The sequence below is a fragment of the Longitalea arenae genome (assembly GCF_016924755.1).
Taxonomy (GTDB): Bacteria; Bacteroidota; Bacteroidia; order Chitinophagales; family Chitinophagaceae; genus Niastella; species Niastella arenae.
In genome coordinates this window covers 87,110-112,049 of record NZ_JAFFJX010000013.1, presented here as the reverse complement: position 1 = coordinate 112,049, position 24,940 = coordinate 87,110, and the positions used below count along the sequence as shown (strand labels likewise).

The 24,940-nt window shown below is 44.4% G+C and carries 16 protein-coding genes and 1 CRISPR repeat array; of the genes, 7 read left to right on the top strand and 9 right to left on the bottom strand.

Annotation, left to right across the window (positions count from 1 at the left end):
• Positions 1 to 385 precede the first annotated feature (385 nt).
• Positions 386 to 1,858: a T9SS type A sorting domain-containing protein gene (locus JT717_RS21825; RefSeq protein ID WP_205513161.1), complete on the top strand. Its 1,473-nt coding sequence runs from the start codon at positions 386 to 388 to the stop codon at positions 1,856 to 1,858.
• Positions 1,859 to 1,936: 78 nt separating this feature from the next.
• Here JT717_RS21825 and JT717_RS21820 read toward each other — a convergent pair whose 3' ends face one another.
• From JT717_RS21820 to JT717_RS21795, 6 genes are all read right to left on the bottom strand, one after another.
• Positions 1,937 to 2,137 carry a hypothetical protein gene (locus JT717_RS21820; RefSeq protein WP_205513160.1) on the bottom strand — a complete coding sequence of 67 codons (201 nt, stop codon included), beginning with the start codon at positions 2,135 to 2,137 and terminating at the stop codon, positions 1,937 to 1,939.
• 199 nt (positions 2,138 to 2,336) lie between these two features.
• Positions 2,337 to 2,771: a hypothetical protein gene (locus tag JT717_RS21815; RefSeq protein ID WP_205513159.1), complete on the bottom strand. Its 435-nt coding sequence runs from the start codon at positions 2,769 to 2,771 to the stop codon at positions 2,337 to 2,339.
• Positions 2,772 to 3,058: 287 nt separating this feature from the next.
• Positions 3,059 to 5,229: direct repeats of the CRISPR family, unit length 46 nt; unit sequence GCTGTGATTTACTTTCATTTATTCGGTACTTTAGATCAGCGACAGC.
• A 100-nt stretch (positions 5,230 to 5,329) separates the two neighbouring features.
• Complete coding sequence (gene cas2, locus JT717_RS21810; protein WP_205513158.1) at positions 5,330 to 5,635, bottom strand: CRISPR-associated endonuclease Cas2; 306 nt, start codon at positions 5,633 to 5,635, stop codon at positions 5,330 to 5,332.
• A gap of 80 nt (positions 5,636 to 5,715) precedes the next feature.
• Complete coding sequence (gene cas1 / locus JT717_RS21805; protein ID WP_205513157.1) at positions 5,716 to 6,612, bottom strand: type II CRISPR-associated endonuclease Cas1; 897 nt, start codon at positions 6,610 to 6,612, stop codon at positions 5,716 to 5,718.
• A 191-nt stretch (positions 6,613 to 6,803) separates the two neighbouring features.
• A complete protein-coding gene (gene cas9 / locus JT717_RS21800; RefSeq protein WP_205513156.1) occupies positions 6,804 to 11,006 on the bottom strand; it encodes a type II CRISPR RNA-guided endonuclease Cas9 in 4,203 nt (1,400 codons plus the stop codon).
• A 418-nt stretch (positions 11,007 to 11,424) separates the two neighbouring features.
• Positions 11,425 to 11,898 (bottom strand): NUDIX hydrolase, encoded by a 474-nt coding sequence (locus JT717_RS21795; protein ID WP_205513155.1) that lies wholly within the window; start codon positions 11,896 to 11,898, stop codon positions 11,425 to 11,427.
• Positions 11,899 to 12,869: 971 nt separating this feature from the next.
• Between JT717_RS21795 and JT717_RS21790 the strand changes: the two genes are divergently transcribed.
• Positions 12,870 to 13,484, top strand: a complete 615-nt coding sequence (locus JT717_RS21790; protein ID WP_205513154.1) for a hypothetical protein — start codon at positions 12,870 to 12,872, stop codon at positions 13,482 to 13,484.
• A 283-nt stretch (positions 13,485 to 13,767) separates the two neighbouring features.
• On the opposite strand, the gene JT717_RS21785 is transcribed toward JT717_RS21790, so the two are convergent.
• Together JT717_RS21785 and JT717_RS21780 are read right to left on the bottom strand one after the other, a co-directional pair.
• Positions 13,768 to 15,963: a glutamine synthetase III family protein gene (locus tag JT717_RS21785; protein WP_205513153.1), complete on the bottom strand. Its 2,196-nt coding sequence runs from the start codon at positions 15,961 to 15,963 to the stop codon at positions 13,768 to 13,770.
• Between the two features lie 151 nt (positions 15,964 to 16,114).
• A complete protein-coding gene (locus JT717_RS21780; RefSeq protein WP_205513152.1) occupies positions 16,115 to 17,374 on the bottom strand; it encodes a hypothetical protein in 1,260 nt (419 codons plus the stop codon).
• A gap of 136 nt (positions 17,375 to 17,510) precedes the next feature.
• Here JT717_RS21780 and JT717_RS21775 point away from each other — a divergent pair, with 136 nt between their 5' ends.
• The gene (locus tag JT717_RS21775) at positions 17,511 to 18,656 is read left to right on the top strand and encodes a glycosyltransferase family 4 protein (RefSeq protein WP_205513151.1); all 1,146 of its coding nucleotides are present in this window, start codon (positions 17,511 to 17,513) and stop codon (positions 18,654 to 18,656) included.
• A gap of 162 nt (positions 18,657 to 18,818) precedes the next feature.
• Here the strand turns inward: JT717_RS21775 and JT717_RS21770 are convergent, their stop codons facing one another.
• Positions 18,819 to 19,733, bottom strand: coding sequence for a glycosyltransferase family protein (locus JT717_RS21770; protein WP_205513150.1), 915 nt, complete (start codon positions 19,731 to 19,733; stop codon positions 18,819 to 18,821).
• A gap of 354 nt (positions 19,734 to 20,087) precedes the next feature.
• Here JT717_RS21770 and purL point away from each other — a divergent pair, with 354 nt between their 5' ends.
• The 4 genes from purL (at position 20,088) to JT717_RS21750 (ending at position 24,746) form a co-directional block, all read left to right on the top strand.
• On the top strand, positions 20,088 to 22,322 hold the full coding sequence (gene purL / locus JT717_RS21765) for a phosphoribosylformylglycinamidine synthase subunit PurL (protein ID WP_205513149.1): 2,235 nt from the start codon (positions 20,088 to 20,090) through the stop codon (positions 22,320 to 22,322).
• Positions 22,323 to 22,472: 150 nt separating this feature from the next.
• Complete coding sequence (gene rfaD, locus JT717_RS21760) at positions 22,473 to 23,471, top strand: ADP-glyceromanno-heptose 6-epimerase (protein WP_205513148.1); 999 nt, start codon at positions 22,473 to 22,475, stop codon at positions 23,469 to 23,471.
• Between the two features lie 67 nt (positions 23,472 to 23,538).
• Complete coding sequence (proC, locus tag JT717_RS21755) at positions 23,539 to 24,342, top strand: pyrroline-5-carboxylate reductase (protein ID WP_205513147.1); 804 nt, start codon at positions 23,539 to 23,541, stop codon at positions 24,340 to 24,342.
• Between the two features lie 236 nt (positions 24,343 to 24,578).
• Positions 24,579 to 24,746 (top strand): hypothetical protein, encoded by a 168-nt coding sequence (locus JT717_RS21750; RefSeq protein WP_205513146.1) that lies wholly within the window; start codon positions 24,579 to 24,581, stop codon positions 24,744 to 24,746.
• Positions 24,747 to 24,940 lie beyond the last annotated feature (194 nt).

Genomic DNA, 24,940 nt, shown 5'->3' with positions numbered 1-24,940 from the left:
TAAATATGTGATCCTATTGCATATATTGGCGGCGCATATTATTTTTGACCCATCTACATCCAAATCTCCTACGTTTTCGTTCACAAAGCCTCTATTGATTCTGTTTACCTCCATTTAAATGCTACCAGTATTCGCTGAATGGCTGGGCCTGACCTTTGTAACCGTTAAAGAAAGTATGCACAATACCTCTCCTGTGCGTATACCTGCAACTATTGCAATGCAGTCAGCTTACCATTTCCAATGATCAGTTAAGAATAAGACTATACACTCCGGCTGCCGGAGTACAGGATATTATTGCCCATACCCCTTGAAAAGTAACAGTAGACCAATACACCGCTGGTAAACCACCCCTAACATTCCTTTTAACCACAAAATGTATTTATTTATGAAGCGGTATTTACTATTCGTTTTGCTTGCGGCTATAACGACAATTGCGCAGGCGCAGCTGGAAGAAGGTTTCGATACTTCGCCCAGCGGCTGGATCTTATCACAAGGTGCAGGGTATGGCGATGTTCACGGCAACAGCGTGGTGATCACCCCGGGTGTGGGTGGACATAACCCTGCCAATATCGGAACCCCTGCAGTGAACAAAACCTCCAACACGGTAAAAGTTTGTTTTGATATTTATGCGTATGAAGCCAACCTGAATACCCAAACGACTTTTCCCTGTGCTACCTATGCCGACATCCTGTTTGTAAATTCAGCGGTCACCAGTTCCAAGGATCTGGAGAAAGCCGGTAATATTTATGCCCGGCAGGATAATTATGAATTGCCAACCAATGGCGGTACCACCTGTTTTCAGTTTACTTTCCCGGACGCAGTGACAGCTAACAGTTTCAAAGTATTTATTTCATTTGATGCCGCCTGCGGACAATCGGGTATCCGGTATGTATTTGATAATGTATCCATCAGCGGTGTGCAGTTGATCTGCGGCGGAACTAATTGTCCGCCCATCGCCCTCAACGATGTGTTCACCCGGGCCAATGGTTTGGAAACCTCTTTCAATGGCGCCCTGTATGGTTCCAATATTAATTATCCCATGGGAAATACAGTAGATGCCGGCGGAACGGATAACGATCAGAATGATGTATATGCAGACCTGCAATGGTCGGTAGTAACGCAGCCCACGAACGGCAGTGTGACCATAAACAGCGATGGCACCTTCATCGTTACCCGTAATACAACGACGGTGACGCAACTCACATTCACCTACCGGATGATGGATAATGGTCCAGACAATGACATCAATACATTAGCCGATAATATGTACGACGATGCTACGGTGACCATTAACTGGCCGGTGGCCGGACCATTACCCGTATCGCTGGTGAACTTCAATGGCAGCCGCAGCGGCAACTATGTGACCTTACAGTGGACTACCAATATGGAAAGTAATAATACCGGATTTGAGATCGAGCGCAGCACGGGGAATGGCGTGTTTGAGAAAGTAGGTTTTGTAGCCAGCAAGTCCGTGGATGGCACCAGCAGTGCGCCTTTGTATTACCAGTTTAAAGAAAGCAATCTGGCAAAAGCAAACAGCTGGTACCGGATCGTGCAGATCGATAAAGATGGCAAGCGCACGGTGACAGCAGCCAAAGGCGTGCGCGGACTGGAAGAGTTAAGTAAACTCACTGTATATCCGAACCCGGCCAAATCGGGTAATATGAATGTATTGTTTGGCAGCAGTGCGGTAAGGGATATTATCATAACTGATCTCGGTGGCAGGATTGTAAAGCAATGGAACAGTTATCATGACGATAACCTGGTGTTGAGTGGATTGAAGACCGGCGTGTATATGCTGATCGTAAATAACAAAACGACCAGCGGGAAATTAGCGCAGAAGATTGTGGTTTTATAGGAAATAAGGTTGAAACGGAGAACAGGAAAAAGCCCTGGCGGAAACGTCAGGGCTTTGTGATAAAAAGTAATAATCAGCCTATTTGCAAACACCGCAGGAGCCGCCATTTTTGGCGCAGTGCCCACAGTACTTACAATTTTTACAGGCAGTGCAATACCGCGAACCTTTGCAGGTAGCGTGGTGATCTTTTACATCTTTTACATGGTAACGATAGCCGGAAAAAGCAGTAGCAAAGGCGGCAATAGCCACCAGGGCGGATACAGCAAGCATACGTTTCATAAAGTGAGGGTTTTGAATTATGGGCGGGAAAGTAGAAATTATAGGCCGCATGGCCTATTGACGAAGAACAACTTCGTGCAGGCAGGAAGATATACCAGTGTACAACAGGTGATTAGGGGAGTAGGGGCTGGTCATTTGTTGATAGCGGTCAAGCAGCCCTTCATAAGCGGCAGCGAATCGTCAGAGGTTGGCGGGTGATCTATTTCCAGTCGTATTCGTCGTCATTTTTAACGGGAACGCCGAGTTCGATCTCAGTGACTTCGTCGTATTCAACGTTCAATACGATCCAGTTTTCTTCATTTACGTAGGTTACAAAGAAGTCGTAGTCTTCTTCTTCCCATTCTTCGATCAGGGAGCTGAAGGTTTCGTCTTTCACTTTATCGATCGGTGTATTCATGACCGGTTTGCCCTGGAATTGAAGCTTTGGGTTGGAGCATCTGATATAACCCAGTTTGCCGTCGTGATCCTGGTAGAAGGTGAGGCGCAGTTTATGTTGGTTATATTGATAGAGAACCTGGTTCTCATCATCTTCGTCCTGGTACATTTTATCGGGTTTACCCAGTTTGGCCACTACCTGGTCTGCCTTCATGCCGAAGGTGAAGTCGCCGATACCATATTTAGGTTTTATTTCCATTATCAGGTTTTTAGGCTGGCAAATTAGGGAATATCGGGCAAAGAGTGGGGTTTGGCCGGGATTTTTGAAGAATGAGTGGCGGGGCCTGGTTGGTTGTGAAAGGAGTTGCAATTATCAAAATTTGTGTATATTAGATGCGAAGCAGTTGCTGCAAATATGACTGCGTTACAGAACCCATCCGCCACACGGACAGATTCCACCCATTATTAAGTGCTGTGATTTACTTTCTTTATTCGGTACTTTAGATCAGCGACAGCAACCTTATATTACCTATCAATTTAATTTTAGCTGTGATTTACTTTCATTTATTCGGTACTTTAGATCAGCGACAGCATAACGTGAACATTCTTAGATTGCCAACGCGCTGTGATTTACTTTCATTTATTCGGTAATTTAGATCAGCGACAGCTCGCATTTGAAGACGGCACTACCTGGCAATGCTGTGATTTACTTTCATTTATTCGGTACTTTAGATCAGCGACAGCCGTAACCTAAATTAGTTAACAATTGCTCCGCTGTGATTTACTTTCATTTATTCGGTACTTTAGATCAGCGACAGCGACCCAGCGTTGAAAGTCAATCGCTCACCAGCTGTGATTTACTTTCATTTATTCGGTACTTTAGATCAGCGACAGCGAGGCGGAGAAAGTATTTTCTGACACTTATGCTGTGATTTACTTTCATTTATTCGGTACTTTAGATCAGCGACAGCACAATCCACGGATGGTTCAGTTTGGAATGTGCTGTGATTTACTTTCATTTATTCGGTACTTTAGATCAGCGACAGCCTTCCCAGACCTGTAAAAACCATATGTTGCTGTGATTTACTTTCATTTATTCGGTACTTTAGATCAGCGACAGCGTATCTTCCCGGGCGTCTTCATCCTTCAGCGCTGTGATTTACTTTCATTTATTCGGTACTTTAGATCAGCGACAGCAGTCGATAAGGAATTCGGCAATGCCATGCGGCTGTGATTTACTTTCATTTATTCGGTACTTTAGATCAGCGACAGCGAACCCGATCAACAATACAATGCCGGTCGAAGCTGTGATTTACTTTCATTTATTCGGTACTTTAGATCAGCGACAGCTTGCCCATATAGCTGCTATTATGTACGCCGCTGTGATTTACTTTCATTTATTCGGTACTTTAGATCAGCGACAGCTATACTTCAGCCGTTACAACATCACCCACAGCTGTGATTTACTTTCATTTATTCGGTACTTTAGATCAGCGACAGCTATGGAGATTATAGACAGAATGAAGTCTATGCTGTGATTTACTTTCATTTATTCGGTACTTTAGATCAGCGACAGCCACAACTATTTCAACACCATCAATTTTTGCGCTGTGATTTACTTTCATTTATTCGGTACTTTAGATCAGCGACAGCCTTGGGTACTTTGCAACTGCAATATAGTAAGGCTGTGATTTACTTTCATTTATTCGGTACTTTAGATCAGCGACAGCTATAAGAATTTCTCAGGCCACAAAATAGCGGCTGTGATTTACTTTCATTTATTCGGTACTTTAGATCAGCGACAGCCCAATTTTATTCCGTATCCCTAGTGGGCTGCTGTGATTTACTTTCATTTATTCGGTACTTTAGATCAGCGACAGCTATTTCTAGCGTTAATATATGCCGCTGCTTGCTGTGATTTACTTTCATTTATTCGGTACTTTAGATCAGCGACAGCATACCGGGCTTCGTTTTGCAGGAAGCGTTTAGCTGTGATTTACTTTCATTTATTCGGTACTTTAGATCAGCGACAGCATACCCTAAAGGCTGAATTTAAGGACTATTGCTGTGATTTACTTTCATTTATTCGGTACTTTAGATCAGCGACAGCGAAGGGCAAGCCGTCTTTCTTCAGTGAATCGCTGTGATTTACTTTCATTTATTCGGTACTTTAGATCAGCGACAGCAAAAAGATTTTTAATCCAATAAAAAAATATAGCTGTGATTTACTTTCATTTATTCGGTACTTTAGATCAGCGACAGCGCATGTGTCGGTTAAGGTCGTCAGTTGCCGGCTGTGATTTACTTTCATTTATTCGGTACTTTAGATCAGCGACAGCTCATTCGGACAATCCTTTGTAAATCGGCCGCTGTGATTTACTTTCATTTATTCGGTACTTTAGATCAGCGACAGCCCGTTCGTCACGGATATTGGCGCCGAGGTAGCTGTGATTTACTTTCATTTATTCGGTACTTTAGATCAGCGACAGCTTAACGATATAAGCCAGTGCTGTGATGTAGCTGTGATTTACTTTCATTTATTCGGTACTTTAGATCAGCGACAGCCCCATGCATTGTAAGATTTATTACCTCTTAGCTGTGATTTACTTTCATTTATTCGGTACTTTAGATCAGCGACAGCAGAAGGCGGATTTCTCGGCATCTGCTACTAGCTGTGATTTACTTTCATTTATTCGGTACTTTAGATCAGCGACAGCAGGATTGGATGAAACCCAGTCCTGTTGTGCTTTTAAGCCGTTTTTTAGGATGAAAAAAATGGATAATAATGGTTTTTTTAAATCCTATCGACCTGGTTTTTTAGAATAACTCTAACTGTTGTACCGTTTCTGGTGTTTTGACCGGGTCATGTCCACGAAAAATTTCCATCATACCAAACTGTTTGTCGGTAATACACATTATTCCAACATGTCCCTTTTCTGGCAGGATCTTTTTTACCCTGGCAATATGTACGTTGGCATTTTCTCTGCTACTACAATGCCGCAGATAAATGCTGAACTGGAACATCTGAAACCCATATGCCAGGATATCTTTCCGGAACCGTGCATATATTTTCCTGTCCTTTTTTGTTTCGGTTGGTAAATCAAAGAATACAAGTACCCACATAATCCGATAGGCATTTAGACGTTCAAACGACTGGCTTCCTCCGCCTTCCCCACTTGGATAGAAATATGATCGGATGAAACTCATTCCAATGTAGGGTATAATAGTTTTCGTGATTTTCCTTCGAAACATTTAGCTAAACTGGCTGTCGTACGCTGCACAGCATTCATAAGCGGACTTTTCTGTCCGTCAATTTGCACATCCATTGCTGGTATGGCCAACAATGCCTTTTTCATGTTGAGGGTCATTTCAAGGAACCGGCCGTTGCCCCGAATGATCTGACAAACCACCTGGTCGACATATGGCCGGTAAGGTTCCATGACATCATCAGCCAGGCAATATGCATTATATTGATTGCGGTGATATATACCAAGCGTTGGTAATAAACCTGAAATTACAAGGCTCCTTGCAACCACAGCTCGTAAAATTGCATAGCCATAGTTGAGTAGATTATTAGGCGGCGGTCCATACCGCTCTCGCCGAAACTCGAGAAATTCAGGAATAATATGTTTCCAGTAATAAGCAGCTGCCTTCGCTTCACAATTGTCTGGATCCCCGCTTTTAACAGTCGAAACCAAATTTAACAGATACTTATTTGGCTCCCTTTGTATCGCCAAAAGTGCAGCCTGATTTAATATTTTAGCTGAGACGGTTTGTTGCCACAGTTGTTTTTTAAGCGGTATCGACGCTTCTATTTGGGCCTGAAATTTCATGCTTTGCAGGCTGTTGCCATCAAGGTTTAATAACAGGCCAGTAGGATGGTGGGTATGATCACAGGTGATAACAGCCGTATTATTAGCCAAAAGCTTAGCTATCAAGGCTTGAGTTATAGTTATTTGTTGATGATCAAGAATTAATATGCCAACGTCTTCAATAGGGGCTGTTTTGGTTTCTCCGCTATCATGCATTTCTATAACCAATTGTTCGTTGGTTGTTTTTAGATAGGCTGGATTTCCAAAATAAAGCGTTCGCTTTATCATAAAGGCTGGAGTTGTCTCATTGCAACGGGCAGGATAATACCTTTATTTTTTCACAAGCCGACATTCAAACTAATTATTGATTGTAAACAATTTTGACGACCTATTTTTCAAAAGCTCACTTATCGCCTTCTGAACACTATCAATTCTATACCGTGATTTTTTAATGCCCCTTTTTCCTTTTTTTATAGATTTTACATTTCCAAAACATTCCCCAGTCTATCAACCTTCAATTTTATACAGCACTTTTTGATCATTAATTCGTCCTGCGATTTTTCCTGTTTATTCATGGAACCTAATTCTACTTTTTCTATGATAGTTTTGGAATAGTTATGTGGAACAAAGAAGCATTGAGGTCCGGTAAAGCTTACTACTTTGTAAATTCTTTTTGAGATCTTTTCTTTTTCGGTTTGCCAGTTGATCATTTTTACATTCTCGCCTTCTTCCGGTACATACACCAGATCATTTGGTGAAAGTGTAAAATGCTTATACCCCTCTTTAGCTTTTACCACCGGCCAGCCATTGGCTTTTGCAATGATTACTTCATCCAGTCTCAATGTTTCAAATTGCCTTTCTCCTGTCTGTAGATTCTCATAGATGACAAAAAACAGATTGGTGCCTTTGGCTGCTTCTACGAACTGGCCTTTTCTTATTTCAAATTTGCTTTTAGAATCTTCGTAGATGGTTACTTTAGTTATCGGCCTGCCAAGAGTCTTGGTAAGATCTTCCATGCCTTCTCCCGCAAAGGCGGCTTTAGGTTCGTTATTCCATTTGGCCAGATGTGTCAATAAAATGTTTTTTAAGCCATTTTTACTCTCCGTATTGTAGGTCGCTATTTTTTCCTTTATTTTTTCAGCTGTAAACGTTTCATCGAGATTCACCCTGTTGCCATAGTATTCCTTCATGTACCACATCGTTATCTTATCAATGGGATTGCCTTTACTGTCAAAAGCCGGATTTTCTTTAAGCGCTTTTTTAATCTTTTTTTCATCGGGTCCAAATTGCTGTATGAGGTATACTAAATGTGCTTTTACTTTTCTGTCTGCAATTTTTTCCGGCTGTTTTATAGCGTCTCCAATGCTGCCTGATTTATATCTTCTAAACTGCAGTTTCCCTGACACCGTTTCCTTATGCAATGGTTGTCTTACAGACCATAGTTCCCCTTGTGTTTGGGTTACGAAATCCTTGATCCATAGGCCATCTTTTTCCACATATTTAAGGTGTTTATTCACGCCTTTGTTCAATATCCGATGCCGGTTTTTAAATGAAACAATGATCTGTTGCAACGCTTCTTCGGCGGCAGGAATAAAATAATGCCAGGGTTCCTTAAAATCTCTTGTCTTTTTGCTTTTAAGCAGTTTTAGATATTTATATTTTTCGTTTTCATCTTTTGTTTGTGCTTCGAGTGTATTTATATATTGAATATGTTCATCTAGGGTACAGGCGACAACAAGCGCATCTATTGCATGGTGGCGATGATCGATACGTTTTTCATAACCATGCAGGTGTAGCCGGCGTTTACCGGCCTCATCTGTATAATATTCAACCTTTTTTTCGCCGGTGAGTTTTTCCAGCCTTTCAAAACGTTCAATCAGCAAACGTTTAATCATGTCGTTCAGTCCCCATTTGTGTTTTAACTCGTCGGTTATTTGCCCAATGGTAGTTTTTACTTTTTTGCTTTCAACGACCTGAGACAGCAGCTCTGCCACTTTTTTGGTAATGTATCTGGTGTCGTTTAATTGTCGTTGAATAAAACCTTCGGGAATTTCATCGCTTAACAAATGACGACGTTTTTTCTGGCGGAAGATCTTGTTAACATAAGCTGAATAATGTTCTGCAGACAGTAATTCCCCTTTTGCACTTCCCTTACGGATATATTGCATGGCAGTGAGGTTATCCTTTTCTGCATTGGCCCAGGTTTCCACAATTACCTTATTAGCCATGGAATCATCGTAGTATCTTGACCGCGGTATTATGTGATCTACATCATAATCACGTGTATATAGACGCGAAAGTTGAATAGGTTTGCCAGTATAGGGAGAAATACAATTTTGCTCCACCCAAAGCCTGTATTTTTCGATCTCGGCAGGGGTGGGTTCTGATGCTTTTTTAAAGAACTTTAAATAATTAGCCTGTGCTGCGTAGTTACCATTCTCTTCGAATATGCGCATTCTATCGATATCTGACAGGGATTCAGGGTCGCCTATCTTTAGCTCCCTGAGGATCGCTTTGATCCGGCGTTTATCTTCCTGGTTTTTAAAATTTATAGCGGATAGTTCCTTTCTTTCATCTGCCGTTTTTTTTAGGTCTCTTGCTAACTCGATCCTTATTTCATCTGGTCTGCCATAATGCTTCCATATGGCTTTCACAACCTGTATCGTTTCATTAACAATCTGTTTTACGATGGGGTTGGCCGGCCCCTTGTATTCCCAACCTTTGACCATCTCGGGATTTTCTACCGGTTCTCCTGTCTTTTCACTGTGTTTCCCATAAACTACATAAGTAGCCAGGTGTTCCGGCAGCCCTTGAAACTGATCAAGGCTGGTACAATGCGTCAGCAGGCTCCTAGTTCTGTCATCAATATGTTCATCGAATTCACCGGTTATTATCTTTTCAATTCTGGCGCGTGTATCTTTGTCGATGGCTGCTGGACTCCATAGTCTTCCACATCGCATTAAAGGCAACATTTTATTCAGCGCCTTGCTGCTATAAGCACCATATTGGGACAGGTACGCAGGTAGATTGGCTACAGCTTTAGCAACGTTTTCCGGGAATTGCCATCTCTTCCCCTGTAAAGCTTTTTCAATGGCTGAGCTGTCGTCTATTGAATATACCAGATGCCATAGGCTGTTCATTTTTTCTGCGTCCAGCATAAAGTTAATGCCCGCTTCAAATTTGAACCGGTTGAACAATTTTCTGAATTGAGACTTTGTTGGATTACCCTTGAATCTGGTGTTGTCCGGATAGTTGATGTAATGCGTGTCGGATGATAACTTCAAAAATTTTAAAATATCTTTTAATTCAACTTCCTCGCGGTTGTCGAAAAAATAAAATAAGGACTCTTTTACGGCTGATGTTAGATAAATCGAAGTTTCATCAACGTCAGTTTTCAGCTCGCCATTAACTTGCTTTTCTTTTACAAAAATTTTTAGCGTGTGAATGGTTTTCCATATTCTGAACTCCTGGAAAAGAGGAGCACTGGCCGGAATAACTTTTAACGCAGGTTGAACGTCATTGCCTTTTGCATCTTTCAGCCAGATAGATTTTTTTTCAAAACGACACTCACCAATAGAGCTTACTTTTGATCTCAGCGGACGTTGATAATAAATGATATCGTGAAGCAGCACATGTAACAGGTCATTCGCCTGGATTTCTTTCCTTTTTTCTTTATTGTGAACATAAAGCGCATCTGCTATCGCATTGTTTTTATCCCGAGCCAATAGCTCAGGATGGAATTGTTGTTGTGTTTCCCAAATAGCCATAAGCTCTGCAATGAACAGGGAACGGTCGACAATCCTTTCTCTGACCCTGTAGTTCCTGTTCTTTAATATCTCATTAAGCACGTATTCGCCGATATGCAATCCTGCTGCAGAAATGTCCTTTTGCAGTGCTTCTTTCATTTTTTGCCAATCGCTTTTATTTGGCAGGGCAAATTCGTATCGTGGCGTCGGGTCTTTTTTACTTCTAATCGTCCTGATCTCCAATTCCATTTCTTTTCCTTCCCAATCCGGCGGAGTATCTCTGCTAATAGTTCCTTTAATACCATTTGCTAAAGTGATCTCAAATACTTTTTTCCCGCGGGTTATTTCGCCAGTATCTTTTACGGCAGTTATAGAAACTACTTCTATTTTGTTCTCCCTGGATGGCAATTGATCTTCTTGTTCACTATTGTTTTCTGCCGAAGCATCGTTGTTGGCTTTGCGGTTGCTTTTGAAGCCACGGCGTTGGTTCATGTGCAGTAATATCCTGGCTAACTCTGCTAATTCTATTTTTTCGGTTAACGCTTTTTTGCGTAAATAATACACCAGCCAGTCCTGGGTTATTTGGGTGGTGCCAAATAGTGTGTGCATTTCAGCCAGTCTTTCTGGTAATATGGGTAGTACATGGCCTGGTGCAAAGTTGTCCGGCAGCCATCCTAGGACCTTTAAAACGGCAATCAGCCTTTTTCTTCTCAGTTTATACCGGTCTTTCAGCCGCCTGGCTCCGCGGGCCTGGCGTCGGTTAGCCGTTTGGGAAACAGAAACGCCTGCTTCATAGTTGCCAAGCATTTCCCCATCCATAGGAATAATGCGGCAACCCATACCAAGGATCTTACTATCATTGTTTCCGAATTCATTATTAACAAGCGCCCAACCAATGCTGTTGGTGCCAATGTCTAAACCAAGGATTTTTTGCATAGCAATCGTTTAGGGGTTGAATAAAAAAAGTAAATCACAGCTAGATAATATTTGTACAGTACAATTCGGATTGAATTGAATAAGTATTATCTTTAGAACAGTAGGATCAGTTGTTTTTAACTGTATCAATAAACGTTCTTTAATATAAAAACAGTTTGGGTTAAATATTATCTACAAAATCCGCGAAAATATTTTTGATTATTGAGATAGATCAAGAAATGTGATAGGTGCTTGTTGAATTAAGTAAAGCTTTTTACCTTTGCTTTGAAGTAAATCACAGTAAGGATTATTCCGCAGTGAAAACTTTTACAGTAGTCCCGCCAACAGGCGGGATTGGTGTTTATATACACTTCTTGTATAATAAGTTATGAGTGTGCGAACAGACAGGTATTTTTCTTTTCCTTGATCCTGCCTTGGTCTAAGTTCTATTTTTTCCTCCCACCATTCCCATCACCTCCTCAACAAAACCCACCTGTGCCGGTAATAGCTTATCCATAGCCGTTGCCGCATCAAACCATTCGAATTTGTCCAGCTCGGGCACATCGATCATTTTGCCCGATTTGGGTGGCCATTCCATGGGAAAAGTAGTGCTTTGAATATTATCGGTTGAAAAATCGGTTTCGATGGCCCATACATGTACCAGCTTGCCGCTCTTTTGCCTGCGCGAAGTTAGTTGTATAAATTCGCCATCGATCTCAAGATTGGTTTCTTCCTTAAACTCCCGGATGGCGGCGGCCAGCGGTTCTTCCCCTGCATCCATTTCGCCCTTTACGATCGTCCAGAAGCCATTGTCCTTCCTGCGGTAAAAAGGTCCGCCAGGATGCGCTATAAAGACGTGTAGCTGCTTCTTTACAAACTTGTATGGTAATATGCCGGCACTTTGCTTTTTCATCTTATTAAGTTACCTCACTTTTCCATGATTTGATCGCTCATTTTTCAACCTGCGTTCTACTTTTATTGATTTGATGTTTTTGTTTGTCGTTTTTGATGATCCATTGGCGGTTTTACCGGTCTCTTTTTGCAAATTGGTGTTTACTTTCAGTAAACCGGGTAGCTTATTCGTTCATTTGCGTAACCTGTTCGTTAAAAGTATAAGGTGATCTGTTCAATGTAGCAGTCTATTCAGCATTATTTCATGTTATTCGTTAAAAGCACGCTTCATAATGGATATGCTGCCGGTAATTTAAAAATAATGGCACTTCCTGCGCTGCGGCGCTTAGCTCATTCGGAAAATCTGTATACGCATTTGAGAAAAGGATGCACAAAAATGCAAATTGCGCTTAGTGAATCAACGCCTGCGCATTGCCATTGATCAAAGTACCATAGTATTCACTATTTAAATGATCGCATTCGATAAAAGCAGGAGAGCTTCTGCCAAAAGGACCATAAATTTCGGAAATAACAAAGGCAAGTGCGTTAAAAGTAGAACTGAATGTGCTTCGCAATTCCTGTTATGGCCAATTCAGGGCGAGACAAACAAGACCCAAAGCGGTCATTATTGACCATATTCGGCCCTTTTGACCCGTTTCAATGTGCTGTCATTTGGATTTCACTTTTCAACCACCGTATATTTGTTATGAACAAAGGCACCTGAACGGATAACCGAAGTTGCTGTAACTAGTTAAGGAATCCAGCAGTGACAGCGGTAAAACAGCCGGGAGATCTTGTTCCACCCGTATTGGCCAATACGTACTTCATCCGGGCCTCATTCACTTACATTCATTGATTGGTGTTACATGCTTTAGCATTTGTGCTATGGCAATATTACCGGAATACGGTGATTGGGTAAGGTATGCAGACTGGTCAGGGCTTTGACAAGTAGCGTATGTAAACACTATTTTTTAATTTTTTAAATCTATTTATATGTCAGTCAGAATTAGCACCAAGTACAGAATCAGCAGTGATTCGAATCTGCTGAAATCAAGTTATACGATCTCGGATATGCTGAAAACGAATCCGGCATTTCCAGATCCCAAACCGGCACAGTCTGTATTACAGGCAGCCTGTGACGATTTCAGGTTGGCTTCATCCATGGCCGGTAGAAAGGACCGGGCGCTTTTATCGGCAAAGAACGACAAGCGGGCAGCCCTGATCTCGATCCTGGATGAATTGAACGAATATGTAACTGCAACCAGTAAGGGCGATAAAACCATGTTATTACAAAGTGGTTTTGAGATCGTGGGAATAAGAGGCGAGTCCCGGGAGCTGCAGCCCATTACTGAGCTTACCGTTCAAAGCGCCTTACCTGGTACGGCAACCACCCGCGTTAAACGGGTAACGGGCGCCAGGTCATATGTACATCAATATACCACCGACCCGCTTGGTCCCGATAGCGTATGGGTAAGCGAAACTTCGCTCAACCGGGAACATACCTTCAGTAGCCTGAGATCGGTAAGCAGGTATTGGTTCCGGGTACTAGCCATCGGCAAGGGTAATCAAACCGTGTATTCGCCACCTGTGGCCTGGGTCATTCAATAAAATAATGGAGTGCAACCTGCAGATGCTTCCGGCAGGCCGGAAGGCTGCGCAGCCAACAGGGAATACTGTAACAACCGGTTCTGCTTCGGCGGGATCGGTTGTTTTATATTACCAGCAACCCCGGAAGGGGACCAGGAGCCGGCCAGCACCCGGGTAAAAAATGCGCAGATGTATTTTGCAGAAAGGTGGGTAAAAGAAGAACCCCGTCCTTATTCAGAACAGGGCCCTTGCTTGTCATGTCAGTATACCTTCTTGAATATAATATTCCCGGTAGGGAAGGTGATTAGCGCAAGAACAGCATCTCACGGTATTTTGGTAACAGCCAGTACTCATCGCCTACGAGCAATTCCAGCTTATCGGCATGGTAACGGATCTGATCAAAATACGCTTCTTTAATAGTATCGCAATAAGCAATGGCTTTCTCGCGGGTATCAGCGATCGCATTCGCCTTTTTACGGGCCTGGATCATCTTTTCAACCAGCTCAGACATTTTGCTTACATGCTCAGAAACTTTGGTAAGGATTTGTTTCTGGTTAGCATAGCTTTCTTCACTCAGCCCGATCTCTTTCAAACCTTTGATGTTTGTGATCAGCTCGTTCTGATATTTGATAGCTGCCGGTAAAATGTGGCTGGTAGCCAGCTCACCCATTACACGGGCTTCGATTTGTACTTTCTTGATGTATTTTTCCAGCTCGATCTCATGACGGGCTTCCAGCTCTACATGCGTTAACACGTTGTTGCTTTCGAACAGGTGTTTCGATTTTTCGCTTACCATCGCATCCAGCGCTTTTGGCGTAGTGCGTACATTCGGTAAGCCGCGTTTTTCAGCTTCCTGGTGCCATTCGTCGCTGTAACCGTCGCCTTCGAACAATACTTTTTCGCTGGCTACGATATACTCGCGAATCACGTGCATGATAGCGATCTCTTTTTTCTCGCCTTTTTCGATCAGGGTGTCTACGTCTTTTTTGAATTTCTTCAGCGTTTCAGCCATGATCGTGTTCAGGGTGGTCATGGGGTTGGCGCAGTTTGCAGTAGAACCTACAGCGCGGAACTCGAATTTGTTACCGGTGAACGCGAACGGTGAAGTACGGTTACGGTCAGTGTTATCGAGCAACAGCTCAGGAATGCTTCTGTGCAGGTCTAATTTCAGGATGGCTTCATCCTGCTCATCGAATTTACCACCTACTCTTTCTTTCACATCGTTCAATACCTTGTACAGGTACTGGCCAATGAATACAGAGATGATCGCAGGAGGCGCTTCGTTGGCACCCAGGCGGTGATCGTTGCCGGCAGATGCGATAGACGCACGCAGGATCTCAGAATAATCATATACCGCTTTGATGGTGTTCACGAAGAAGGTCAGGAACATCAGGTTGGTCTTGGGGGTTTTACCGGGAGCCAGCAGGTTGATGCCGGTATCGGTAGCCATTGACCAGTTATTGTGTTTACCACTTCCATTGATGCCGGCGAATGGTTTCTCATGCAATAAAGCACGTAATTTATGACGGCGGGCAACGCGGTCCATAACATCCATCAACAGGGTGTTGTGGTCTACAGCCACGCTAACTTCTTCGAAGATAGGAGCGCACTCGAACTGTGCAGGCGCAACCTCGTTGTGACGGGTTCTTAAAGGAATACCCAGTTTGTAAGACTCCTGTTCGAAATCGCGCATGAAAGCGTAGATCCGGTCAGGAATAGCACCAAAGTAGTGGTCTTCCAGCTGTTGGCCTTTGGCAGGTGAGTGACCGAATACAGTACGGCCGCCCAGTACCAGGTCAGGACGGGCATTGAAGAATGCTTCGTCGATAACGAAGTACTCCTGCTCCCAACCCAGGGTAGCGTTTACTTTAGTTACATTCTTGTCGAAATAATGGCACACTTCCACGGCTGCTTTGTTCAAAGCTTCCAGTGATTTTAATAAAGGTGCTTTATAGTCGAGTGTTTCACCGGTATAAGAAACGAAGATGGTAGGGATACACAGTGTTTTACCCTGGCCGATCTCCATAATGAAAGCAGGAGAAGAAGGATCCCATGCAGTATAACCGCGGGCTTCGAAAGTCGCACGGATACCACCGCTGGGGAAAGAAGAAGCATCAGGCTCTTGCTGGATCAACGCATCGCCGTCGAAAGTTTCAATAGCGCTGCCATCACCTTTGATAGTGAAGAATGAGTCGTGTTTTTCTGCAGTAGTGCCTGTCAGTGGTTGGAACCAGTGTGTATAGTGTGTTACACCCTTTGTTTCTGCCCATTGGCGAAGGCCGGCCGCGATCTGGTTAGCCATAGCGCGGTCAATTTTCTTAGCACCTTTAATAGAGGCGTTAAGACTTTTGTACGCTTCATCACTTAAAAACTCACGTGCAGTTTTTAAAGTAAACACATTCTCACCGAAGATGCCGGTAATTTTGGTTGAACCTTCTACATCCAGGCCGTTCGACTGGGCAGTCAGGTCGTTAATTGCTTTAAAACGTAATGATTCCATCACTAAAATTTTTGCTTTTGTGCAAATAAACGACAAATAAGGTATCCAAAAAAAATTTTGAATTTATGAGGCAGTTTTTTTGATAAAATACAGAAAAAACGGCGGCAAAACTGGCTTTTGAACTAAAATGAAGGCGAAAAATGCGATTTTTTTAAATATATAGTTTTTTGTTAATCTGGCGTGGGAAGCTCCAATTGGTGCTGATCACCGGAATGGTCAGCAATAAAAGTTCGGGAATGGCTTTGTACCGCACAATGGCGCCGGGAAATGGAATGGTATACCCTATAAATATATATAAGGTGATGCCAAAACAAAGGCAAAAGGGGACCAGCGGCTTTTTCCACAGTTGCCGCCAATGGGTTTCCTTCTTAAGGATAGCTGCCAGTACCAGTAACCAGCAAACGATGATCTCAAGGGCAGTCAACAGCTGCAGCGCCCCTTTGGCCTCCCAGAGATAAGGCCGCAGAAAAGTATGGCTCACTGCCTGGGGCAACACTTTAATAAAGCCGGGCACCGTAGGTTGCAGGCTATCCAGCCGGAAGCGGGTACCCTGTAGGGCCATATAGGACTGCTGCTTTTGAACGATGAGCCCCGGCAGGTTCTTTGATGGCGAGATCCAGGCGGAGGCAAAGAATACCAAAGCGCCAAAACCGAATACGCACAGAAAAATGGGAACCGGTCTTCGGTTGAATTTTACCGATATATACCAGGCCAGTAAGGCGGGGATCAATAATAATAATACCTGGCTTCTGAAGATCAGGATGCCGGTCGCTGCCAGTACAGTCCATAGGATGGACCCCGTTTTCTGTTCATACAACCAGCGGCGAAAATGTACCAGCGCCAGGGCCAGGAAGAACAAGATCAATCCATCGCTGCGAATGCCGCTGAGCCAGAATACCAGGGGCGGAAAGAAAAAGAAGAGGAAGAATAAGGGTTTTCTTTTGTCAGGGAATTCCTGTACAAAGAGGCTGAACATCAAGTAATGCCCCCAGAACAGGATGAAATTGAAGAAAACGACATTAATATAATAATTACCCCCGCTGAAGAGATTGGCGATACTCAATATTTTTGCAATGCCATCGTTTTCAAGCGTATGGATATATACGCCGAGCCCATGCCAGAAACTGCCGCCGGCCCAGGCAAAAGATTCGGCCGGGAGCAATTCGGTAAAATAGGAGCGGGTATGATGTTTCAGTTTTTCGAGGTTCTCCAAACCGAAGCGGTGATACATCCAGGTATCGTCGCCATTATAAAAGTGCAGGTAGATATACCCATATAAACAGCCCAGGGCTACTTTGAATAAAAAGGCGCCCGCCAGTTCGGGCAGGGAGAGTGGTACTTTCTTACGGGTAAGCCGGTACAGCAAGTATATGAATACGGTACTATATATTAATAGCAAGAGTAAATGCATGAGATTGTTTCCTGGTAGAAACGAACAGACAATTATTAATTGATCATTGGCAAGAAAACAACGCGGCTGGCGTTTGTCTATTGCACATGGTCGATTATACCACTCAAATGTATAAATTTGAAACTAATATCTGTTGATGTATAATAAGGTAGGACCTCATAAGTTGATCGCCTTTGTGTCAAACAGCGCGTGGTCTGTCTACAATTTCCGGTTAGATGTGATCCGTTACCTCCTTGACAATGGGTTTGCCGTGCTGGTACTGGCTCCGGAAGATGAATATGCGCAGTACCTGCTGAAAGCTGGTTGCCAGTTCGTTCCGCTCCATTTCAACAATAAAACAGAAAACCCCGTGGCGGACCTTGCCTTTTACCGGCAACTGAATGCCCTCTACCGCCAGTATCGCCCTGATTTTATTTTTCATTATGTAGCCAAACCGAATATTTATGGGTCTCTGGCCGCCGCTGCGGTTGGTATTCCCTCGGTGGCCGTTATTACCGGGCTGGGCTATCCATTTGCCAAACGCAACTGGCTCTACCATGTTGTAAAACTGCTGTACAAAAGAGCCTTGCGTAAAACCCGTGAGGTATGGTTCCTGAATAATGAAGATGCTAAAATATTCATCAACGAACATATTGTAAATATTGAAAAAGTGAAGGTCATGCCCGGCGAAGGTGTGGATACCGATTATTTTTCCTTTCCCCAGCGCAGTGCGAAAAAAGACAAGGGACCTTTTACTTTTTTAATGAGCACCCGCCTGCTGAAAAGCAAGGGCATCAGTCTCTATGCCGATGCTGCCCGCATTCTCAAGAAAAAGCATTATGATGTTCGCTTTGAACTGATCGGCTTTTTTGAACAGCATCATCCCGATTCCATTGCGCGGGAAGACCTCGACCGCTGGCAAAAGGAGGGATTGATCCACTATGGCGGCTTTGCCAAAGATGTTCGTCCCTTCCTGCAAAGGGCCGATTGTTTTGTATTTCCCTCTTTTTATAATGAAGGGGTGCCGCGTTGCCTGATGGAAGCGGCCAGTATGGAATTACCGGTGATCACCAGTAATAACCGGGGTTGTAAGGAAGTGGTGATGAACAATACCACCGGCTTTCTCTGCCATGTGCATGATCCCTTTGACCTGGCCGATAAAATGGAAAAAATGATCAATTTGCCGGCGGAGGAAAGGAACCGCCTTGGCCGTCATGGCCGCGCGCTGGTCATCAAAAAATTCGATATCAAACTGGTGATTGACGAGTATATCGCTACGCTGAATGCGGATTGGGCGGAATAGGCAATGTGCTGATGTGCTGATTTGCTGATATGCTGATTTGCTGATGTGCTGATGTACTAATCCCGCAGAGCGGGACAAGTGGTGCTTATTTGAACTGCAAACCGCGAACTGTGAACTGCCAACTGTGAACTGCCAACTGCAAACCGCGAACTCTTAAAGTACTCAGAACTTCAATCCCATAAATTTACTCTCCAGGAATGAAAGGATCCCCGAGTTCCGGATCTGTTGCTCCCAGGTCCAGCTGCTGAGGTCAGGATTGGCATAGCGGAAATGGCTGATGTTCTCCCAGGTAAAGTTGTTCAGGCGAGGCTGCAGGTAAAAGTAATTGCCCCCATAATTTTTTTGAAACTGGCGCACCCAGGCATAATCGGTGGTAATAATGGGCAGGCGGCAGGCGGCATAATCGAGGAATTTGGCAGATGTCTGCTGATTGTAGGGAAGAATATCAGGCATATAATTAATTCCAAAGCGTGCCTGTTGGATGTGAAAATACACTTCATTGTAAGGAATTGGTCCCTTAAACGTGATATTGGCGGCGCCTTCATAGGTGGCGCTCAGTGAATCATACACCCGCGAAAGCACCAGCAGGCTGCGTTCTTTTAATGCTCCTTTGGCAAAACAGTCGAATAACAATTCCAGCTTTCTGCCTTTATCTACTGTGCCTACATATACAAAATCATATTGCTTTTGAATACCTGGCAGGAGGTGCGCCGTACCGGGCGGAATGCCGTAGTTGCGGATACCAAAAGGAATATCGTCATTCGTTTGGAACTGTTGCTGTACATAGTCGTTGTTGAATATGCGATAATCCGGTTTGGCATTGATCAGTTTCTTGATGCTGTCTTTTAATACACTCAGGGGTGGAACCGATGCAGAAGCATATTCATGGATCGTGATCACATTTTTACGGCGGCGCAGATGCTGCCCCATAAAATGCCATTCCACGTCCCCATCCGTTGTCGTCAATTCGGCCGGACTAACCACTTTGGTGGTAATTCCGTAAGATGAAAAGAAATCAATATAAGCTATGAGCTCGGGCAGAAATGCCTTATGCGGGTGAATGAAACGGATGGTCATGGCGGCTAAGTTAAGAAAAGCCGGTGGAGAACAGCTGGTGGTAAATGACCCACTCGTCCCTTCCGACCCGCACCTTCCCAGCTGATCTGGCAGCCGGAAAAGAAACGGATACAGGCCTCTGTTTCAGGCAAAAAGGGTTTTCCGTTATGCACAAAGCAATGATCATGAGCTGCTAAATCGGGATAAATTTATCAATTAGATGACATACTGTTTGTACTTTTGCGCTTTCTTTAAATTCAGGCTAGTGGTAAATGCCCGCCCGACTGAACGTCGTCCGGGCGGGGCTGGTGGCTAGCAGGCATTTAGAACGCCTCCAGGCTACCCGCATTTGCTGCTCGCTACTTACATCAAATTATGGAAGTAACAGTAAAAACGGCTAAACAATTACGACTTACCGAAGAAGAATTCGAGTTGATAAAACAAAAACTTGGCCGTACGCCCAATTTTACCGAATTGTGCGCCTTCAGCGGTATGTGGAGTGAACATTGCAGTTACAAGAACTCCATCAAATGGTTGAAAACCCTGCCCCGCGAAGGCAAAAAAATGCTGGTAAAGGCCGGTGAAGAAAATGCAGGTTTAATGGATATCGGCGACGGCTATGGCGTTGTATTTAAAATAGAATCTCATAACCACCCCTCCGCTATTGAACCCTTCCAGGGCGCCGCTACCGGGGTAGGGGGTATTCACCGCGATATATTTACGATGGGCGCACGCCCCATTGCCTCACTCAACTCCCTTCGTTTTGGCAATCTGAAAGAAGCCAAGACCCAGCACCTGCTGGCCGGGGTAGTACATGGTATTGGCCACTACGGCAACTGCTTTGGTGTTCCTACCGTGGGCGGCGAAATTTACTTTGAACAATGTTATCATACCAACCCCCTCGTGAACGCCATGAGCGTGGGTATTGTAAAAAATGGCGAAACCATTTCGGCTACCGCCAAAGGCATCGGCAACCCCGTATTCTTTGTGGGTTCTGCCACTGGTAAAGACGGTATTGGCGGTGCTTCATTTGCTTCGGCCGATATCACCGCTGAAAGTGCGGAAGAATTGCCTGCCGTACAGGTGGGCGACCCCTTCCAGGAAAAGAAATTGCTGGAAGCCTGCCTGGAAGTGATCAAGACCGGGGCTGTAGTAGGCATGCAGGATATGGGTGCCGCCGGTATCATCTGTTCTACCGCTGAAATGAGCGCCAAAGGCGAAGTAGGCATGCGCATCGATCTCGAAAAAGTACCTACCCGTCAAAAAAATATGAAGGCCTGGGAGCTGCTGCTGAGCGAAAGCCAGGAGCGGATGCTGATGGTGGTGGAAAAAGGCCGTGAAAGTGAAGTGCAACGGGTATTCGATAAATGGGACCTGCCCTGTTCCGAGATCGGGGAAGTGACCGATGATGGCATCCTGCATTTTTATATGTATGGCGTGCTGGAAGCTGAATTGCCTGCGAATGATCTGGTACTGGGTGGTGGTGCGCCGCAATATACCCGCGAATACAAAGAGCCCGCTTATTTTGAAAAGATAAAAGCATTCAAAGCCGATAGCATCGATGTGCCGGCCGATCTGAAAGCCGTGGCTGAACAACTGATCACGATTCCCAATATCGCCAATAAACGTTGGGTATATGTGCAATACGATAGTATGGTAGGCGCCGGTACGGCCACTACCAATACCCCTTCTGATGCTGCCGTAGTGATTGCCAAGCCTACCAATAAAGGACTGGCCCTTACAACAGATTGCAATAGCCGCTATGTGTATGCCGATCCGTTCACCGGCGGCATGATCGCGGTGGCAGAAGCCGCCCGCAATATCGTATGCAGTGGCGGTCAACCTTTAGGTATCACCAACTGTTTGAACTTCGGTAATCCTTATGATCCGCAGGTCTATTACCAGTTCGTGCATGCCATAAAGGGTATGAGCGAAGCCTGTAAGAAATTCGATACTCCGGTAACCGGCGGTAACGTAAGTTTCTATAACCAGAACCCGGATGGTGCGGTATATCCCACACCAACCATTGGAATGGTGGGTTTGCTGGATAGTGTGAATGATAAAATGACAATGGATCTCAAAGCAGCAGGCGACCGCTTATTCCTGATCGGTACCAGCCGCAACGATATCAATTCTTCAGAATATTTACATAAGATCAGGAATGTAGAGTTCAGTCCGGCCCCGCATTTCGACCTGGAAGAAGAAGCAACCCTGCAAAACAAGATCGCTGAGCTTATCAAAGCCGGGGTTATTGTTTCGGCCCATGATACCAGTGAAGGTGGTTTGTTTGTGACCCTGCTGGAATCGGGCTTCAACCGCAACCTGGGCGTTGATGTAAAAGCGGCCAAAGCCGATATCCGCAAGGATGCGTACTGGTTTGGTGAAGCGCAAAGCCGGGTGGTAGTGAGTGTGAAAGCCGATAAAGTAGATGCCTTCAAAAAAGTGGTAGGCAATCATCCATACGAAGAACTGGGACAGGTTACCAGTGGCGTCGTTATCATTGATGGCAGCGATTGGGGCACCATTCAATCCTGGAAAGAAAAATATGATACGGCTATCGAAAATTTACTGGCCGGTCACGAAAGCGAACACGCTTTAAGCGCATTATAATAGTTTGTGGTTTATGGTTTGGTTTTGTCCCGGTTCAACCAGTATAACCAATTGCTGACAGGCCGCCGTAATCGCTTCTCGAAGTGCGGCAGCAACGACAGACGCCAAATGACTAACCACAAACGCGTGAATTAAACCTGTTATTGACTAATGAACAAAGATGCTATTATAGTGGTGACCGGCGCCGCCGGCTTCATCGGAAGTTGTTTGACCGGATTCCTGAACAGCAAAGGATATAAGCGCCTGATCCTGGTAGACGATTTCAGCGAGCCCGAGAAATTGAAAAATCTCGAAGGCAAACAATACCTGCAGCAGGTTGAGCGCGAGCAGTTTTTCGAGTGGCTGCAGGCAGAAAAACCTTCGATCGGTTTTATCTTCCATATTGGCGCCCGCACCGATACTACCGAATTTGATTATTCGGTGCATCAGCACCTGAATGTGGATTATTCGCAGAAGATCTGGAATTACTGTACAGAAAATAAGGTACCGGTGGTGTACGCTTCTTCCGCAGCTACCTATGGTTCCGGCGAAGAGGGCTATAACGACGACCACGCCATTGTGTATGCGTTGAAGCCATTGAACCCCTACGGCGTTTCAAAAAATGAATTTGATAAATGGGCCCTGCAGCAAACCAGCCAGCCGCCTTTCTGGGCCGGCCTCAAGTTCTTTAATGTGTATGGTCCCAATGAATACCATAAAGGCCGGATGGCCAGTGTGATCTGGCATTCCTTCAGGCAGATCAACCAGTCGGGCAAAGTGAAACTGTTCAAATCGCATAAAGAAGGATATAAAGACGGGCAGCAGCTGCGCGATTTTGTATATGTAAAAGATGTGCTGAAGATCTGCTACTGGCTGATGGAACAATATGAAAAAGGCAATGAGCAATTGGCCAATGGATTATTCAACCTGGGTACCGGTAAAGCCAGGAGTTTTGAAGACCTGGCCAAAGCCACTTTCCGGGGGCTGGACAAGGAACCGGTGATCGAGTTCATTCCTATGCCCGAAGACATTCGCGACAAATACCAGTATTTTACGGAAGCCAATATGCAAAAGCTGAAAGATGCTGGTTATGCAGATGCTTTCTATTCTTTGGAAGAAGGCGTGAATGATTATGTGCGGAATTACCTGGCTAAAGGCAATTACTACTAAACGCCGAATGCTGAACGTTGAACGCCAATGGCAGGACGCGTAAATACAAAAATGAATCTCTGAAGTGATGAACAAGAAAATAGCGATAATAGGAGGAGGCAACTTAGGAACTGCAATAGCAGAAGGTTTGATCAATAGCGGATTTACCCTGCCCGAACATATTTTGATCACCAAGCGGAATATCAAAACACTGGCTTCCCTGGAAAAACGGGGCGTACTGGTGAGCGACAATAATGAAGAAGCCGTTCGTTTTGCCGATATGATCATCCTGGCTGTAAAGCCTTTCCAGGTAGATGATATTCTGGGAAAGCTCAAAGCCCTGTTCAATCCCGAAAAACATGTACTGGTATCAGTGATCACCGGCATCACGGTAGGCCATATGCAGAAAGCAGTTGGGCCACAAATACCGGTGATCAGGGCGATGCCCAATACGGCCATCGCCATCCAGGAAAGCATGACCTGCCTGGCCGGATCGCAGAATCTGAACCCGGAACAGATCTCTTATATTGAAGATCTGTTCAATCAGCTGGGCAAGGCCGTTTGGATCGACGAAAAGCTGATGGATGCGGCTACCGTGCTCGGCGCTTGCGGTACAGCCTATGCCATGCGCTATATCCGGGCGAATATCCAGGGGGGTATTGAAATTGGTTTCGATGCAGCCACTGCCAGCCTCATCGCCGCCCAAACCGTTAAAGGCGCCGCTGAACTATTATTAAAGAAAGGCGCCCATCCGGAGCAGGAGATCGATAAAGTAACTACCCCCAAGGGGTGCACGATTGCCGGACTGAACGAAATGGAGCACCAGGGTTTCAGCTCGTCTCTCATTAAAGGCATTGTGGCCAGCTACGATAAAATTGCCAAGGACAGTTAACGGAAACAACCAGCTGCTGTTCTATGTATCTGTTTAAACGTTAATTTTGCGGCGGTCCGGGAACAGTGAGCGTATAGCAGTTATGTTGATGTAACAACTAACATGTAATATATACGTAATATTACGAATATATTAAATAGCTATATGTTTGCTTGCAGATGAAGCAAAATTTTCGTTCTTTTGTTGCGCGAAATTTTGGTTCATCATTTCGTACCCAAGTAACTCACAAGCACTTTATGAAGAAAGAGCGACTCAGTTTTTTTATTCTTTTCGTTGAAATAGCAGCTATTGTTTTTTTACATTCTGCTAAGAACAGGCAATCAGAAGGCGAGAAAAGGTTGTACGGCGCAAAAAAAGCAGCCACGGCCGCGCCTTACCAGATGACACTTACCAAAGTTAAATAGGCTGATCTGTCATAACATTATTATCAAATGTGCCACCCTTCCAGAACGTGGCACATTTTTCTTTTCTAACTCATTGATCTTAACCGGCTTTTAAAGCTATTTCACAGAGAATGGCCTGGTTTTCCACAGCTTAAAATCGGTTTTTTGTCACGCGGTAATTTGCCGTAACTTTGCACGACCTTCCGGAATTATTC

Excerpts from the sequence above, each read along its gene's own strand:
- JT717_RS21770 (WP_205513150.1), bottom strand. The coding sequence starts at position 19,733 with ATGACCATCCGTTTCATTCACCCGCATAAGGCATTTCTGCCCGAGCTC.
- JT717_RS21795 (WP_205513155.1), bottom strand. The coding sequence starts at position 11,898 with ATGAAAAAGCAAAGTGCCGGCATATTACCATACAAGTTTGTAAAGAAG.
- cas2 (WP_205513158.1), bottom strand. The coding sequence starts at position 5,635 with ATGTGGGTACTTGTATTCTTTGATTTACCAACCGAAACAAAAAAGGAC.
- JT717_RS21790 (WP_205513154.1), top strand. The coding sequence starts at position 12,870 with ATGTCAGTCAGAATTAGCACCAAGTACAGAATCAGCAGTGATTCGAAT.
- cas1 (WP_205513157.1), bottom strand. The coding sequence starts at position 6,612 with ATGATAAAGCGAACGCTTTATTTTGGAAATCCAGCCTATCTAAAAACA.
- JT717_RS21825 (WP_205513161.1), top strand. The coding sequence starts at position 386 with ATGAAGCGGTATTTACTATTCGTTTTGCTTGCGGCTATAACGACAATT.
- JT717_RS21815 (WP_205513159.1), bottom strand. The coding sequence starts at position 2,771 with ATGGAAATAAAACCTAAATATGGTATCGGCGACTTCACCTTCGGCATG.
- JT717_RS21785 (WP_205513153.1), bottom strand. The coding sequence starts at position 15,963 with ATGGAATCATTACGTTTTAAAGCAATTAACGACCTGACTGCCCAGTCG.
- cas9 (WP_205513156.1), bottom strand. The coding sequence starts at position 11,006 with ATGCAAAAAATCCTTGGTTTAGACATTGGCACCAACAGCATTGGTTGG.
- JT717_RS21820 (WP_205513160.1), bottom strand. The coding sequence starts at position 2,137 with ATGAAACGTATGCTTGCTGTATCCGCCCTGGTGGCTATTGCCGCCTTT.
- rfaD (WP_205513148.1), top strand. The coding sequence starts at position 22,473 with ATGAACAAAGATGCTATTATAGTGGTGACCGGCGCCGCCGGCTTCATC.
- proC (WP_205513147.1), top strand. The coding sequence starts at position 23,539 with ATGAACAAGAAAATAGCGATAATAGGAGGAGGCAACTTAGGAACTGCA.
- purL (WP_205513149.1), top strand. The coding sequence starts at position 20,088 with ATGGAAGTAACAGTAAAAACGGCTAAACAATTACGACTTACCGAAGAA.
- JT717_RS21750 (WP_205513146.1), top strand. The coding sequence starts at position 24,579 with ATGAAGAAAGAGCGACTCAGTTTTTTTATTCTTTTCGTTGAAATAGCA.
- JT717_RS21775 (WP_205513151.1), top strand. The coding sequence starts at position 17,511 with ATGTATAATAAGGTAGGACCTCATAAGTTGATCGCCTTTGTGTCAAAC.
- JT717_RS21780 (WP_205513152.1), bottom strand. The coding sequence starts at position 17,374 with ATGCATTTACTCTTGCTATTAATATATAGTACCGTATTCATATACTTG.